This window comes from Kitasatospora sp. NPDC092948 (assembly GCF_044754805.1).
Classification (GTDB): Bacteria; Actinomycetota; Actinomycetes; order Streptomycetales; family Streptomycetaceae; genus Kitasatospora.
The window spans coordinates 518,387-533,742 of sequence record NZ_JBIVPU010000004.1 but is presented as its reverse complement, the minus strand read 5'-3'; the positions used below and the strand labels follow the sequence as shown (position 1 = coordinate 533,742).

Sequence of the window (15,356 nt, the reverse complement as noted above, 5' to 3'; positions counted from 1 at the left end):
AGAAGTCATACCGACTGTCCCGTTCGGTGATGGCTTGAAACCACAATGTGACGACGACGAACCGTCGGCTTCACTACTTGTCGGAGGCCTCTTCGGACCCGTCCAGGTCCACCCGCTCGGTCTCGGCGTGTTGGGGCGCCGACCAGCGCCGCTCGTGCCCGGCCACCGCGGCCCGGTACGCGGCCAGCAACTCGCCGCCGGCGGCGGCCAGGTGGCCGTACACCTCGGGGTTGGACTCGCGCAGCCGGCCGCCGATCTCCACGGCCTTGCCGCCGAGTGCGGTCGCGAACTTCCGCACCTCTTCCACCAGTGGCGCGAACTCGCCCGCTCCGCCCGGCTGTTCCGTACCCATCACACGCTCCCGTCCGTCAGGTCCCGCTACCCGCGCGGCCACAGCGCGGGGTCGGGGGTGAACCGCACCGACAGCGTTCCGTCGACCAGGCCGGCCCCACTGACCGTGCAACGGCGCAGCGCGGACGGGAGTGCCACGACCCGCCGGTAGCTTCCGGCGCCGAGCACCAGCTCGTCGCCGCGGCGCAGCAGTTCGAGGTCCGCGCGGTCGGCGCCGGGCAGCGGCAGGTGCCAGATCAGCTGGTTCTCGGCGGCCAGCCGGTCCTCGGTCCACGGCTCGGCGGGTGCGGGGACGCGGGGCGCGCCGGCCGGGTACAGCTCCTCGGCGAGCGCCTGAAGCGAGTCGGGCTGCCGCACGGTCAGCAGCGGGACGTTCAACTGCGCGGCGATCTCGGCGAGTTGCTCGCGCTGCCGGGTGGCGGTGCGGGCCAGCCAGGGGTCCGGGGAGTCGACCGCGCCGACCGGGTGCGCGCCGTGCGCGACCACCGCGTCCAGCGGCAGGCCGTGCAGCGCGAGGCCGGCCCGGATCCGGGCCAGGGCGCGCGGCGCGGGGCGGGCGGCGTCCAGCACCAGGCGGACGGTGGTGCCGGGCGCGGTGATCACCGCGGCGGCCTCGGCGAGCGCGGCGGACGCGGCGGCCCGGGCCTCGAACAGCTTGTCGGTCGGCATCGGGACGCCCGCCAGCCCGGCCAGCAGCGGGCGCAGCGCGCGGGCGGCCTGGCGCTGCTCGGGCAGCAGCCGGGACAGGTAGCGCTCCAGCTGGGCGGGCAGCGCCAGGGTGGCGATCAGTTCGGCGGGCGGCGGGGCGGCGACCACCAGCACCTCGGCCGCGACCCGGGGCAGCGCGCGCAGCAGGGCGAGGGCGCGGGTGCCGGGCAGCGGGGCGAGCTCCTCGGGGTCGAGCGGCTGGGCGCCGATCAGGTCGAGCGCGGGGGCGAGCCGCTCGCGGTAGCCGTCCAGGGCGGCGCGGAACGCGTCCTGTTCGTCTATCCGGGCGGCGCTCAGGAAGCGCTCCAGTTCGACGGCGTCGGGGCCGAGCCGGACGCCGAGCAGGTCGTCGACGGCCCGGTGCGGGTCGTCGGCGGCCAGCAGCAGGGTGGTGCTGCCCTGCCGGGCGTGGTGCAGGGCGGTGGCGGCGGCGATCCTGGCGGATTCCGGGCCGCTGATCAGTACGGTGCGGGTGGCCACGGGCCCGGTCAGCCCTCGACGCGCTTCTTCAGACCGGCCAGCGCCCGGTCGATGATGACCTTCTCCGCCTTGCGCTTGATCATGCCGAGCATCGGGATCTTGACGTCCACGGCCAGCTGGTAGGTGACCTCGGTGCGGCCCTGGCCCGCGGGGGCGAGCCGGTAGGAGCCGTCCAGGGCGCGCAGCATCTGGCTCTTGACCAGGGTCCAGCCGACCTCGCGGTCGCCGTCCCAGGTGTAGGCGAGCACGTGCTCGTCGCGGATCGCGCCGGCGTCCAGCAGCAGCCGCACCTCGGCGGCGCGGCCGTCCGGTCCGGTCTTCAGGACCTCGATCTCCTTCAGCTCGTCGGTCCACTCCGGGTAGGCGGCGAAATCGGCGATCACCGCCATGACCTCGGCCGGGGTGGCGTCGATGACAATGCTCGACCTGGTGTGCTCCGCCATTGCGGCCTCCGCGATCTCCCTGTGCTGCTGTGCGCCCAGCAGAGGCTATCGCGGGCGGGGCCGCCTCCTTTCCGCCCGGGCACCTTACCGGCGGGTCACCTACCGACTGTCGTAGGGTTCGCATCGGTCCATCCCACGTCCGACCTGCGATGTGACGATCGGAACACCGAGGCCGACCCCTCTGGTCGAACTCACCTACCCAGCAGTAACGTCCAGTCGTCCCGCAGCGTCGCAGACGAGGAGCAGTCTTGCTCGAGGAGTTCAGCCTTCCGGCCCGCTACCAGGTACCGAGCGACGGCAACCTCGCCGACCTGGTCCACCAGAACGCGGAGCGGCACCCGGGCGTCGCTGTGCTCAGCCGCAAGGCGGACGGGCAGTGGCAGGACCTCACGGCCGTCCAGTTCCTCGCCGAGGTGCACGCCGTCGCCAAGGGCCTGATCGCCGCCGGCGTCGGCCCCGGCGACCGGGTCGCCGTGATGTCCCGCACCCGCTACGAGTGGACGCTGCTCGACTTCGCGATCTGGACCGCCGGCGCGATCACCGTCCCCGTCTACGAGACCTCCTCCGCCGAGCAGGTGCAGTGGATCCTCGGCGACTCCGGCGCGCTCGTCGTGGTCACCGAGACCGACAAGCACGCCGCCGTGATCTCCGAGGTCCGCGAGGCGCTGCCGGAGCTCAAGCACACCTGGCAGATCGAGCGCGACGGCATCGCCGAGCTGGTCCGCGGCGGCCAGGACGTCGCCGACCGGGTGATCACCGAACGCCGGGTGCTCGCGAACGCCGACTCGATCGCCACCATCGTCTACACCTCCGGCACCACCGGCCGCCCGAAGGGCTGTCAGCTCACCCACGGCAACTTCCTCGCCGAACTGGGCAACGTCACCGCCCGGATGCCCGAGCTGTTCGTCACCGGCGAGTCCTCGGTCCTGCTGTTCCTGCCGCTCGCCCACGTACTCGGCCGGATCGCCGAGATCGCCGCCGCCATCGCCCCGGTCAAGCTCGGCCACGTCTCCGACATCCGCAACGTCACCGAGGAACTCGGCTCGTTCAAGCCGACGCTGATCCTCGGCGTCCCCCGGGTCTTCGAGAAGGTCTACAACACCGCCCGCGCCAAGGCCCAGGCCGACGGCAAGGGCAGGATCTTCGACCGCGCCGCCGACACCGCCGTCGCCTACAGCCGCGCGCTGGACGCCGGCGGCCCCTCGCTGCTGCTGCGGGTCAAGCACGCGATCTTCGACAAGCTGGTCTACGTCAAGCTCCGCAACGCGCTCGGCGGCCGCTGCAAGACCGCCATCTCCGGCGGCGCCCCGCTCGGCGAACGGCTCGGCCACTTCTACCGCGGCATCGGCTTCTCCGTCCTGGAGGGCTACGGCCTCACCGAGTCCTGCGCGGCCACCACCTTCAACCCCAACGACAAGGCCAAGATCGGCACCGTCGGCCAGCCGCTGCCCGGCTCCGCGATCCGGATCGCCGAGGACGGCGAAATCCTGCTCAAGGGCCCGAACATCTTCACCGGCTACTGGAACAACCCGGCCGCCACCGCCGACGCCCTCCAGGACGGCTGGTTCGCCACCGGCGACCTCGGCACCCTGGACGACGACGGCTACCTCGCCATCACCGGCCGCAAGAAGGAGATCATCGTCACCGCCGGCGGCAAGAACGTCGCCCCCGCCGTGATCGAGGACCGCATCCGCGCCCACGCGATCATCGGCGAGGTCATGGTGGTCGGCGACCGCAAGCCCTTCATCGCCTGCCTGGTCACCATCGACGACGAGTTCTTCCCCCGCTGGAAGGCCCTCAACAACAAACCCGCCGACGCCACCGTCTCCGACCTCCGCGAGGACCCCGACCTCCTCGCCGCCGTCCAGGCCGCCGTCGACGACGGCAACCAGGCCGTCTCCCACGCCGAGGCCGTCAAGAAGTTCCGCCTCCTCACCACAACCTTCACCGAGGACAGCGGCCACCTCACGCCGTCCCTCAAGCTCAAGCGCAACGTCGTCCTCAAGGACTTCGCCGCGGAGATCGAGGCGCTCTACACGCGGTAAGGGGCCCCGGAAACCAGGGAGAGCGCAACCGGGGGCGCGGGGAACTGCGCGAAGGGGAACGCGCCACGTCCGCAAGATCGCGACGCAGGACAATGACCTGCACGTGATCGCGACCTAACGGACGTGATCTGCGCTTGTCGCGCAGTTCCCAGCGCCCCCGATTTCGCACCCGCCTGCGTTCCCGCCCCTGCTCCTAGCGGACCTCCAGCAACCCCGTGAGCCGCTCCGCCAGCATGTCCCACCGCCACGCGTCGTGGACCCACTTGCGCCCCGCCTCGCCCATCTCCCGTCGCAGCTCCGGGTCCCCCAGCAGCCGCACGAGCCGCTCCGCGAGGACCGTCTCCCCGTTCTTGCCGGGGACCACGAACCCGGTCTCCCCCTCGCGGACGGCGTCCGGCGCCCCGCCGGAGTCCCCGGCGACGACGGGGAGTCCGGTCGCGGAGGCCTCCAGGTAGACGATGCCGAGGCCCTCGACGTCCAGCCCGCCCCGCCGGGTGCGGCACGGCATCGCGAAGACGTCCCCCGCGCCGTAGTGAGCCGGGAGCTCCTCCCACGGCACCGCACCGGTGAACACCACCGACTTCCGCACCCCGACCCGGTCCACGAGCTTCTCCAGGTCGGCCCGGTAGGGCCCGCCGCCGACGATCAGCAGCACCGCGTCGGGCTGCGCCGCCAGTACCCGGGGGAAGGCCCGGATCAGCGTGTCCTGGCCCTTTCGCGGCACCAGCCGCGAGACGCAGACCACGACCGGCCGCTCCGTCAGCCCCAGTCGTGCCCGGACGGCGTCCCCGCCGGAGTCCGGCCGGAAGGTGGACTCGTCGACGCCCGGAGGAAGTTGCTCCATCCGCGAGGCGACCCGGGGGCCGACGGCGCGGGCGATCCGGGAACGCGTGTACTCCCCCAGGTAGGTCAGCACGTCCGTATTGCCCCCGATCCGCCGCAACAGCTGGGCGGAGACGGGCAGTTGGGCCCACGCGGCCTCGTGTCCGTGGGTCATGCCGAGCAGCCGCCGGGCGCCGGCCCGGCGCAGGTGCGGGGCCATCAGGCCGAGCGGCGCGGCGGCCCCGAACCACACGGAGGTGCAGTTCTCGGCGCGCAGGATCTCCGCCGCCCGCCGGGTGACCCGGGTGGTGGGAACCATCATCCTGGTGCGGTCGCGGATCACCGGGAAGGGCTGTTCGGCGTCGAACCTGGCCACCTCCCGCCCGTCGCGCCAGGTGGAGGCGTACACCACGATCGATCCGGCCGGTTGACGGACGGCCATGTTGTGGACGAACGCCTGGATGCCGCCCGGCCTGGGCGGAAAGTCGTTGGTGACGATGAGGGTTCTGTTCATGTGCCGCGGCTCGCTCGGTCAGGGGGTGCTCGGAGTACCCGTGAGTGGTCCGTACGATAGGTCACCGTGCCGGTCCGCCGGGAACGCGGCCCGCACCGACCACGGCGGCGGGACCGTCGCGGCCCGGAAGGTTCGGACACGGTTCGGAGAAGTTGAAGGACACCGCCGCAACCATGCGGTGTGCTGGTAGGTCCTTACCGGTACCCCGGGCGCGCCCGGTGCCGGTGCGTACGCGACGACCCGAAGGAGCGTAGTGGAGTCAGCCCAGGCCGAACGGCCCGGCAGTTCGGAGGCCCCGACGCTGCCTGCCCCGTCCGGTTCCGCGCCGAGTCGCCGCCCGCTGTGGGCCCTGGCGGCCTCCTGGACGGTCTCCAGGACGCTGCTCGTCCTGGTCGTCACAGGGGCGTTGCGGCTCGCCAGCACGGACGTCACGGCGGACGTCTCGGTGATCTATCACAGCTGGTACGAGGTGCTCCGCACCGGCACGTTCCCGCTGGACGACGTGACCTGGCAGTACCCGCCGGGTGCGGCGCTGGTGATCCTGCTGCCGGGGCTGCTGCCCTGGTCGTACCTGGTGTCGTTCTTCGTGATCTGCGGCGTGGTGGACGCGGCGGCGATGGCCCTGCTGATGCGCGCGGGCGTGCGCAAGGGCCGCAGCTACCTGGGCGCCTGGTACTGGGTGGTGGGCGTGCCGCTGCTCGGGCCGACGGTCTACTGCCGGTACGACATCATCGTGACCGCGCTGACGGTGGCGGGTCTGCTGGTGGTGCTGCGCCGCCCCGCGGTGGGCGGCGTGCTGCTGGGCCTGGGCGGCCTGCTGAAGATCTGGCCGCTGCTGGCGCTGTTCGGCACGCCGCGCGGCCGCCGCACCCGGCGGGCGTGGACCTCGGCGGCGGCGTTCGCGGCGGCGCTGGGCTTCCTGCTGACGGCGGGCATGAACGGGGCCTTCGAGTTCCTGAAGTTCCAGTCGGAGCGGGGCATCGAGATCGAGTCGCTGGGCGCGCTGCCGCTGCACTTCGCGAGGCTCGCGGGCACCTGGAACGGCACCGTGACGATGAACTACGGCTCGGTGGAGTTCCTCGGCCCGTGGGTGCCGGTGATCTCAAAGGTGATGGTCGGCATGACGGTGGCGGGCTTCGGCTGGCTGCTGATCTGGCGGCTGCGGGCGGCCCGTTGGACGTCGGCGACCACCTTCGACGCGGCGCTGTGCGCGCTGCTGATCTTCACCACCACCAGCCGGGTGATCAGCCCGCAGTACATGATCTGGGTGGTCGGCCTGGCGGCGGTATGCCTGACGGTGCGGGGCAGCAGCCAGCGTCCGGTGGCGGTGCTGGTGCTGGTCGCCACGGCGCTGACCACGCTGGAGTTCCCGGTGATGTTCGGGGCGGTGAACCGCAGCGAGCTGACCGGCGTGCTGGTGCTGACGGCGCGCAACCTGGTGCTGCTGGTGACCACCGTGCTGTCGGCGTACCGGCTGTGGCGTTCCACCCGACGGCGCGAGGTGCTGACCACCGTGGTGCTGCCGGCCGGGCAGGTGGTGGCGCAGCCGCAGTACCCGGTGCGGCCGGGCATCGCCTACGAGCAGGACCTGCTGGACGACCTCACCCCGGCCGACCGCAACTGACCGACCGTCAAATGATCCTTCGCCACATCCCCCTGCAAGTTTCTGAAAGTGCTTGCAGGGGGCGGCTTTTCGCTGCCACCATCGCCGAATGATCGACTACGACATCCTGATCGTCGGCGGCGTCGGCGTGGACACCATCGTCCGGGTGGACCGCCTGGAGATCCCGCCCGGCCGCGACTCGGTGCACGTCCCCCCGGTGCGCGACTACCCGGCGCACACCGGCAACGGCGTCGCGCTGGCCTGCCACACGCTGGGCCTGCGCACCAAGCTCGCCGACTTCCTCGGCGAGGACCCGCAGGGCGCCCTGGTGCTGTCCGAGTACGCCCGCCGCGGCCTGGACTTCAGCCACCTGCCCGCCCCCGCCGGCACCCCGCGCAGCGTCAACCTGGTGGACGCCGACGGCCTGCGGTTCTCCTTCTACGACGGCCGCCACCCGGCGGACGCCCGGCTGCCACGGGAGTTCTGGCTGCCGCTGCTGGAGCGCTCGAAGCACGTCCACCTGTCGATCACCGGCGTCAACAGGGACATGTACCCGGACGTCGAGCGGCTGGGCCGGCCCAGCTCGACCGACCTGCACGCCTGGGACGGCGAGAACGAGCACCACCGGTTCTACGCGCTCCGCTCGGACCTGGTGTTCCTGTCCGCGGCCGGCCTGGACAACCGCCCGGAGGCGGCGATGCGGTCGATCCTCGCCCAGGGCCGGGCCGAGCTGGTGGTGGCCACCGCGGGCGCGCACGGCGCGTTCCTGCTCACCCGCGAGGACGACGCGCTCCGACACTTCCCGGCGGTGGACCCGGGCGCGCCGATCGTGGACAGCAACGGCGCGGGCGACGCGTTCGTCTCCGGCTTCCTGCACCACCGGCTGGCCGGCCGCCCGGTCGAGGAGTGCATGCGGGCGGGCGCGGTGGCCGGCGCGTTCGCCTGCACCACGGCGGGCACCCACACCGCGTTCCTGGACGCGGCGGGCCTGGAGCTGGCGCTCAGCTCCTGAGGGTGGCCACCTCGGCCGCCCAGTTCCGGGTGAACTCGGCGACGCCGAAGCCGAGTTCGGACCGGAAGGCGCGCTCCAGGCCGCCGGGTCCGTTCAGCCCGACGGCCCGGTAGAGCGCCACCAGCCGCTGCGGCCCGTACCGACGGGCGATCAGGTCGCAGGCCAGCCAGGACTGCTCGTAGGCCTGGGCGATGCCGGCCGAGCCGGCGGTGAAGGCGTCGTCGGTGGGCAGCCCGGCGGGCATCCGCCCGGCCCGGACGTCCTTGACCAGCTCGGGGGCGATCTGCCGGGTGCTCCGCCCGGTGCCCTGGTAGCCGGTGTAGTCGGCGACGCCCTCGGACAGCCACAGCGGGGTGCACGACCTGGTGTCGGCCCGGGTCGCGACGTGGGTGGCCTCGTGCGTCACCACCACCCGCCGGCCGAGCTCGCTGAGCTGCCGGTAGGCCTCGGGGTTGACCACGATCCGGTCGGCGGGGGTGTGCATCGGCGCGCCGCCGACCGCCAGGGTGACCGCCGCTATCCCCTGGTAGGCGTCCGCGGAGACATCCATCCGGCGGGCGAACTGCTGGACGGTGAGCGGCAGTTCGAGCAGCAGCCGGCCGGGCTTCCAGGCCCCCCAGACCGCTTCGACGGTGGGCATCGCACGGTCGGCCAGCGCGGCCAGTTCGGCCAGTTCGGCGCTCTCGCCGAGGCCCAGCACCAGGCTGTGCTGCCCGGTCGCGGCGCGGACGGCGCCCAGGTCCCAGAGCGCCACCGCACCGGTGGGCGTCTCCCTGAGCACCCGCCAGCCGGCCGGCTCCCGTTGGAGCTCGACCTGTCGTTCCAGCAGCGCCGGGTAGTCGTCCACGCCCGCGATCCGGTAGCCGAGTTCGGCGCCGACGGTCAACCGGTCGGCGCCGGGCGCGGGTTCGGCGAACGTGGTCAGCCGCAGCGTGTACTCGCTGAAGCGGATCGCGGCCGTCCGGGCCAGCAGGTCCCGGTCGGCCTCCTCGGCGCCCGCCGCCGTCGGCAGCCCGCCGGGGTCGCGCCGCAGGATCGCGCCCGCCCGTCGCGCCAGCACCTGGGTGACGGCCTCCCGGACGCCGGACGGCGTGCCCGGCCCGGGCGGGACGGCGCCCGGCGCGGCGGGCCCGGCCGGCAGCACCCGGGGCAGCGACAGCTGGGCGGCGCACCCGGCGGCGACCAGCAGGGCCGCCCGCCGGGACAGCGAAACCCCGGCCTGCGGCGGCGCCTCCTCCGGCGACAGGTCGGTGACCAGGGGCTCGTACTGGTTCAGACCCGCACCACCGAGTTGACCGGCATCGCGCCGACGCTCTCGTAGCGGACCCGGGCGCCCGGATGCGGGGCGTGCACGACGACACCGCCGCCGGCGTACATGCCGACGTGGTGCCTGTCCTTGAAGAAGATCACCAGGTCTCCGGGCCGGGCTTCGGCGAGGCTCACCCGCCGGCCGGCCGAGGCCTGCCCCTGCGAGGTCCGCGGCAGGGTCACTCCGGCCTGCCGCCACGCCCAGTACATCAGACCGGAGCAGTCGAACGAGGCCGGGCCGGTGGATCCGTATACGTACGGGGAGCCGATCCTCGAAACGGCGGCGTTCAGCGCGGCGGCGGCCCGCTCGGACGCGGGGGGCTGGTCGCCGAGGTCGAGCCGGTCGGTGCCGCGGGTGGCGCGCTGCTCGGCGTCCCGGGCGTCGTCGTCGGCCAGCCGGAGGCGCTCGGCGACGCCGAGGCCGGCCAGCAGCCGCTGGGCCCGGGTGAGCCGGCTGCGGACCTCGTCCTTGGCGGCGGCCAGGCGCTGCCGGGCCTGTTCCAGCTCGTCGAGCTTGGCGGTGGTCTCCTGCCGGCGCTGGTCCAGTCGGCGCTGCCGTTCGTGCAGGTCGTGCAGGATGTCGTTCTGGCGGGCGGTGGCCTGGCCGAGGGAGCGGGCGCCGGCCAGGTAGGACGCCGGGTCGTTGTCGAGCATCAGCCGCAGGGTGGGGTCCAGGCCCTGGGCGCGGTACTGGGCGGCGGCCACCGCCCCGAGGTCGGCGCGCAGTCGGTTCAGGTCGTCCTGTCCGGCGGCGACCTGACTCTGCAGGGCGGCGGCCTCGCGTTGCAGCTGCCGTTGGTGCTCCTGGGCGGCGTTGCACCTCTCGGAGGCCTGTTCGGCCTCCTCGTACAGCTGGTCGACCTGCGCCTTGACGTCGGCGCGGTCGGGCGGGTCGGTCGGCACGGCGCCGGCCGGGGCGACCCCGAGCTGGAGGACGCCGGTCGCGGCGGCGGTGAGGGCCAGGGCGCGGGCGAGGCGCTGGACACCGGGCAGTGGGGGGCGACGGTGCACGGGCACGTGCGACGACTCCGTTCCTGCGGCCGGCCTCCGCCGCCGCCCGCCGGTCGGGCGGCCGTCCGCACGGGGGGCCGGGGCAGAGGTTAGCGAGTCGGAAGGATCCAGTCCAAACCCTGACAACCTCGAATATTCGACCGTAAATCGGACACCGGAACGACTGCGGCCCGGCACCCCTGTCGCGGGGTGCCGGGCCGGAGGCGTCGAGAAGCCGTCAGATCCGGACGATCTTGGTGATCGGCATCACCGTGGCCGACTCGTAGCGGACCTGCGCGCCGGTGTGCGGGGCGTGCACGATCTGGCCGCCGCCGACGTACATGCCGACGTGGTGCGCGTCGTTGTAGTAGATGATCAGGTCACCCGGTCGGGCGTTGGCGATGTTGGTGCCGATGTTGGTGCCGGCGCCCGCCTGGGCCTGCGAGGTGCGCGGGATCGACACACCCGCCTGGGCGTACGCCCACTGCATCAGACCGGAGCAGTCGAAGGTGCTCGGGCCGGCCGCACCGTAGGAGTACCAGCTGCCCAGCTTGGACAGCGCGGCGCTCATCGCGACGCCCGCGTAGCCGGCCGGGGCCTGGACCTGCGTCGGCGCGCCGAGGTCGGTGCGGGAGGTGTCGCGGGAGGCCCGCTCGGCCTGGGTGCGGGAGTCGGCGGCGGCCTTGGCCTCGGCCGCGGCGAGCTCGTCGCGCTCCTTCTGGGTGAGCGAGTTGAGCAGGTCCTGCGCCTTGACGAGCTTGGCCTTGATGTCGTCCTTCTCGGCCTGCAGCGCCTTGGTGGTGGTGTCCAGCTCGGCGAGCTTCTGCTCGGCCTCCTTGCGCTGCCCGTCGAGCTTGGCCTGCTCCTCCTTGAAGCTCTTGAGCAGGTCCGACTGGGTGGCGCCGACCGTGTTGAGCGCGCCGGCCTGCCCGAGGAAGGTGTCCGGGCTGCTGGAGAGCATCAGCTGCATGGTCTGCGGGATGCCGCCGTTGCGGTACTGCTCGGCGGCGATGGTGGCCAGGCTCTCCTGAACGGTGGTCACCTGGTCCTGCTGGCGGGCCAGCTGGTCCTGCAGCTGGGAGACCTGCTTCTGCAGGCCCTGCTGCTTCTCCACGGAGGCGTTGTACGCCTCGGTCTTCACCTCGGCCTGCTCGTTGAGCTGGTCGACCTGCTGCTTGACCTGGTCCTTGGTGGGCGTCGGGTCGGCGTGCGCACCGGTCTGCGCGGAGAGCGCGACAGCGGTGGCGGCAGCGGCAGTGAGAATCGAGACCCGGGCACGGCCGACGGGCTTGGGACGGCGATGGGACGCCACGAAGGCGGACTCCTTCTTCCTCACACCGCCTACCGGGTGAGCTGACGGGTTCGGGCCGGAAGAGATGCCCTACGGCGCTTCACCGGCCGCTGTCGCGGCCGACCTGGCGCCGATTCACCCCGGGGGAACGTGGTTCCCCGGCTCCGTTCGACAGCACCCCCGCAGGGGTATCCCCGTCGACGGATCTCGTTCTGACGATCCGCCCGCTGCGTCACGGACTCGGCGGCGACCGCCACCGTCGCCCCCCTTGGGCGACCGACTCTGCGGCGGTCGAACCACGACCCTAGTAACCAATCCGTGATCGGTTCAAATCATTGTCCGAAAAAAATCTGATTCTGGGTCAATTTTGATTACGGAACTGACCGAACGTAAGTGATTCGTTGCACAGTGCGTAGCATTTCCCGCTGATCCCACAGAAAACACCACGCCCGGACGTGTGCGAGATCACAGCAGAATCTCGACCCGTCCGGGCGTGTCACGGCGCGTCAGTTGTGGCCCTCTGCGGGCATATGTCCGATTCGTCGGACCGTCAGACCCGGCGGATGGTCTGGATCGGCAGGGTGTCCGCGGCCATCACCTTGACCACGTCGCCGGTGCGCGGCGCGTGCACCACCATGCCGTTGCCGATGTACATGCCCACGTGGTGCGCGTCGTTGTAATAGATCACCAGGTCACCGGGCTGGGCGTTGTGCCAGTCCTTGCCCACGTTGGTGCCGACACCGGCCTGCGACTGCGAGGTGCGCGGCAGCGAGACGCCGGCCTGCGCGTACGCCCACACCATCAGGCCGGAGCAGTCGAAGGTGCTCGGGCCGGTCGCACCCCACACGTAGGCCGAACCGCGCTTGTCCATCGCCTTCTGCACCGCGACGCCGGCGTAGCCGGCGGCCTTCGGCAGGCTCGCCAGGTCGACCGTGCGGTCGGCGCCGCGCGAGGCGGTGCCGGTGCCGCGCAGGATCGCGGCCCGGTCGGCGGCCGAGAGCTGGCTGAGCAGCTTCTGCGCCTCCTGGAGCTTGGTCTGCACGTCGTTCTTGGCGTCGTTGAGCGCCTGGGTGGAGCTGTCCAGCTCGGCCAGGACGGTCGCGGCCTCCTGCTTCTGCTGGTTCAGCCGGCGCTGCTGGTCCTCCAGCGACTTCAGGGTCTCGGCCTGGGTGCTGGCGGCCTGGTCGAACGAGGACGCCTGGGCCAGGTACTTGTCCGGGTCCGAGGAGAGCATCAGCTGCATCGACGGGTCGACACCGGCGTGCCGGTACTGGTCGCCGGCCACCGCCGCCAGCCCGGAGGCCAGCTCGGTCAGCTGCTCCTGGCCGCGGGCGACCTGGTCCTGCAGCTGGTCGGCCTGCTTGCGCAGCTGGTCGGACTTCTCCTTGGCGCCGTTGTACTTCTCGGCGGCCTGCTCCTGCTCCTCGAGCAGCTTGTCGACCTGCGCCTTGACCTCGTCCTTGTTCGGCTGGGCCGGCGCGGCGTGCGCACTCACCTGGGCCGACAGGGCGACCGCAGTCGCGGCGGCAGCGGTGAGCACGGTCACCCGGGCGCGACTCGGCTGCTTGGGACGGCGGTGGGAGGCCAAGGCGGTGCTCCTTCTTCCTCTGGACTCACCCATTCGGGCGATAGTCCGGAATATAGGTTTGACGCCAGACCCTAGTGAAGCCCCGGCCCCCGCGTCCACTCCCGGGGGGCTTTCGGTTCCGCCTCTCCGCCCCTTTTCACCACACCGACACACTCCGGACGCTTCAACGCCGCTGAGCGCCCGTCAGTTCGATCAACTGCGCGACAGCCGGTTCAGCAGCAGCACCGAGGCCACCGGGCGGGCGCCCGCCTTGCGCACCCCGTCCGCGACCTCCTTGTCGGTGGAGACCACCACCACCGGCCGGCCCTGCGGTTCGGCCCGCACCATGCGGCGGATCAGCTCGTCCGCGGTCTCCCCGGTGCGGCTGAACCGGACCCGCACGCCGCGCGGCGGGGCCATGATCACCGGGACGTCCAGGTCCTGGCCGTCGAACACGCAGGTCACCTCGGCCTGGGTCCGCTGGGCCAGCATCGCCAGGCCGCCCAGCAGTCTCAGCCGCTGCTGCTCCAGCGGCAGCTGCGGATAGCCGGTCTTGGTCACGTTGTAGCCGTCCACCACCAGGTGGACCTGCGGGATCGCCAGCAGCTGGTCCAGCAGCGCCGGGTCGTCCTCGGCCAGGCCGCGCCGGGCCACGTCGTGCGGCGACGCCGAACCGGGCTCCACCGCCTCCACCAGGTCGGCCGGGCGCAGCGCCGTCACCGGGAGCGCCAACTCCCGCTGCAGGCCCTGCGCGGACTGCAGGACGGTGTCCAGCAGCAGCCGCAGCCGCATGTCCTCGACGCTCCGGCCCTCCCGGGCGGTGCGCCGGCCGGTCTCCACCGCGGCCTCCAGCTCGGCCACCCGGTGCCTCAGCCGGCGGGCCTCCACCTCGGCGGCGCCGCGCTCGGCCGCGGCGGCGGCCCGGGCGGCCTCCAGTTCGGCGGCCAGGCGGCGGCTCTCGGCCTGCGCCCGGCGGGTGTCGGCCTCCAGCGAGCGGACCTTCTTGCGCAGCGAGTCGGCCTCCCGGCGCACCCCCTCGGACTCGGCCCGGTGCCGGTCCAGTTCGGCGCGGGCGGCGGAGCGGGCCTCGGCCAGCTCCTCCTGGAGCTTCTCGGCCAGCCGGGCGGCCTCCGCGGCGGCGCCCTCGGCGTCCACCCGCTCGGCCTGCTCGCCGGCCTCCTCGACCAGCCGGGCCCAGCCGGTGGGCCGCACCAGGTAGGCGGCGGCGGCCACGTCCATCGGGTCGGCGGCGGCCGGCACGGTGCCCGCCTCCAGCGCGCGCACCAGGTCGGGCTGGCCGAGCCGCAGCCGCTCGGCTATCCGGACCCGGAACGCCGGGTCGGACTCCAGCGCGGCGGCCAGCGCGGTGGCCGCGTACTTGGCCCGCCGGGCGGCGGTGAACTTGGCGTACGGGCGCAGCGCGGCGGGCAGTTCGCCGGGGGCGATGCCGCCGAGCGCGTCGGAGGCGATGCCCACCACCCGGCGGCGCACGCCCTCGGGCAGCACTCGGCCGGCGGTCTCGCCGTTGCCGTCCTCGGCCGCCGGGGCGGCCTCGACGGGCCCGGCCTCCTGGGTCTGCCGGACCGGAGCGGGCGTGGTCCCGTCCGTGCCCGCGGGCGCGTTCGCTGCCTCCGCCACTGTCCTCGGCTCCGATCCTGGTCCGGGCGGGCCCCGGCGGGTGCCGGGGGCGTTGGTGTCCGCCGCTGCTTGCAATTGTCCCGTCTACCGTGCCGCACCGACAGCACCCCGCCGACGAGTCCGCCCCGCGCCCCGGTCCGGGGCGCGGACGGGAACACGGGGCGGTGGAGGTGCGTCAGCCCTGCGCGGGGCCGCCCTCGGTGGTCTCCTCGGCGCCCGGGCGGGCCACCAGCTCGACCTGGTCCACGGCGTTGCACCACCGGCAACGCACCGACTCGATGGTCTCGGCGAGCACCTGGGTCTCCTCGACCTTGGAGTCGCCGGACAGGTCGAAGTGCAGGAAGTCGATCACTCGGGAGGACCGGGTGACGTCGAAGCGGGTGAGGTTGCCGCACAGCGTGCAGCGCCAGCGGGTCTCGGCGGTCGGCGCGGCAATGGTCATCAGTGGTCCCTCTCGGCTGGTCCCGGTTCCGGGCCTCCAGCCTATTGCCTGCGGTCGGGGGCCCGGGCCACCGGTCCACTGCCCGGACGCTCACCCGCCCGGAGCAGCGCCCGGTGTCGCGGACGCGCCCCCGAGGAATGCT

General features: G+C 72.9%; 13 protein-coding genes and 1 riboswitch. Of the genes, 3 read left to right on the top strand and 10 right to left on the bottom strand.

Going from position 1 to position 15,356, the window contains the following annotated elements; translation table 11 throughout:
- Window positions 1-73 precede the first annotated feature (73 nt).
- The 3 genes from ACIQF6_RS16035 to ACIQF6_RS16025 are packed head-to-tail and all read right to left on the bottom strand — an operon-like array spanning window position 74 to window position 1,982.
- Window positions 74-352, bottom strand: a complete 279-nt coding sequence (locus ACIQF6_RS16035) for a DUF5304 family protein (protein WP_400894876.1) — start codon at window positions 350-352, stop codon at window positions 74-76.
- A 26-nt stretch (window positions 353-378) separates the two neighbouring features.
- A complete protein-coding gene (locus tag ACIQF6_RS16030; RefSeq protein ID WP_400894874.1) occupies window positions 379-1,539 on the bottom strand; it encodes an ArsA family ATPase in 1,161 nt (386 codons plus the stop codon).
- Window positions 1,540-1,547: 8 nt separating this feature from the next.
- Window positions 1,548-1,982, bottom strand: a complete 435-nt coding sequence (locus ACIQF6_RS16025; RefSeq protein WP_400894872.1) for an SRPBCC family protein — start codon at window positions 1,980-1,982, stop codon at window positions 1,548-1,550.
- 248 nt (window positions 1,983-2,230) lie between these two features.
- On the opposite strand from ACIQF6_RS16025, the gene ACIQF6_RS16020 reads away from it, so the two are divergent.
- The gene (locus ACIQF6_RS16020) at window positions 2,231-4,027 is read left to right on the top strand and encodes an AMP-dependent synthetase/ligase (RefSeq protein WP_400894869.1); all 1,797 of its coding nucleotides are present in this window, start codon (window positions 2,231-2,233) and stop codon (window positions 4,025-4,027) included.
- A gap of 193 nt (window positions 4,028-4,220) precedes the next feature.
- On the opposite strand, the gene ACIQF6_RS16015 is transcribed toward ACIQF6_RS16020, so the two are convergent.
- On the bottom strand, window positions 4,221-5,363 hold the full coding sequence (locus tag ACIQF6_RS16015; RefSeq protein WP_400894867.1) for a glycosyltransferase family 4 protein: 1,143 nt from the start codon (window positions 5,361-5,363) through the stop codon (window positions 4,221-4,223).
- A 253-nt stretch (window positions 5,364-5,616) separates the two neighbouring features.
- Here ACIQF6_RS16015 and ACIQF6_RS16010 point away from each other — a divergent pair, with 253 nt between their 5' ends.
- Window positions 5,617-6,987, top strand: a complete 1,371-nt coding sequence (locus tag ACIQF6_RS16010) for a glycosyltransferase 87 family protein (protein ID WP_400894865.1) — start codon at window positions 5,617-5,619, stop codon at window positions 6,985-6,987.
- Window positions 6,988-7,075: 88 nt separating this feature from the next.
- Entirely contained in the window at window positions 7,076-7,978 is a 903-nt protein-coding gene (locus tag ACIQF6_RS16005; RefSeq protein ID WP_400894863.1) for a carbohydrate kinase family protein, read from the top strand.
- Here the strand turns inward: ACIQF6_RS16005 and ACIQF6_RS16000 are convergent.
- From ACIQF6_RS16000 to ACIQF6_RS15975, 6 genes are all read right to left on the bottom strand, one after another.
- Window positions 7,968-9,122 carry a hypothetical protein gene (locus tag ACIQF6_RS16000; RefSeq protein ID WP_400894861.1) on the bottom strand — a complete coding sequence of 385 codons (1,155 nt, stop codon included), beginning with the start codon at window positions 9,120-9,122 and terminating at the stop codon, window positions 7,968-7,970. The two genes, ACIQF6_RS16005 and ACIQF6_RS16000, sit on opposite strands and share 11 nt — an antisense overlap.
- Before the next feature lie 128 nt (window positions 9,123-9,250).
- Window positions 9,251-10,303: an NlpC/P60 family protein gene (locus ACIQF6_RS15995; RefSeq protein ID WP_400894859.1), complete on the bottom strand. Its 1,053-nt coding sequence runs from the start codon at window positions 10,301-10,303 to the stop codon at window positions 9,251-9,253.
- 211 nt (window positions 10,304-10,514) lie between these two features.
- Window positions 10,515-11,588 carry an NlpC/P60 family protein gene (locus tag ACIQF6_RS15990; RefSeq protein ID WP_400894857.1) on the bottom strand — a complete coding sequence of 358 codons (1,074 nt, stop codon included), beginning with the start codon at window positions 11,586-11,588 and terminating at the stop codon, window positions 10,515-10,517.
- A 10-nt stretch (window positions 11,589-11,598) separates the two neighbouring features.
- A riboswitch (cyclic di-AMP (ydaO/yuaA leader) is annotated at window positions 11,599-11,754 on the bottom strand.
- Window positions 11,755-12,117: 363 nt separating this feature from the next.
- Window positions 12,118-13,155 (bottom strand): NlpC/P60 family protein, encoded by a 1,038-nt coding sequence (locus ACIQF6_RS15985; RefSeq protein ID WP_400894854.1) that lies wholly within the window; start codon window positions 13,153-13,155, stop codon window positions 12,118-12,120.
- 192 nt (window positions 13,156-13,347) lie between these two features.
- The gene (locus ACIQF6_RS15980; RefSeq protein ID WP_400894852.1) at window positions 13,348-14,772 is read right to left on the bottom strand and encodes an NYN domain-containing protein; all 1,425 of its coding nucleotides are present in this window, start codon (window positions 14,770-14,772) and stop codon (window positions 13,348-13,350) included.
- A gap of 175 nt (window positions 14,773-14,947) precedes the next feature.
- Window positions 14,948-15,214: a hypothetical protein gene (locus ACIQF6_RS15975; protein WP_400894850.1), complete on the bottom strand. Its 267-nt coding sequence runs from the start codon at window positions 15,212-15,214 to the stop codon at window positions 14,948-14,950.
- Window positions 15,215-15,356 lie beyond the last annotated feature (142 nt).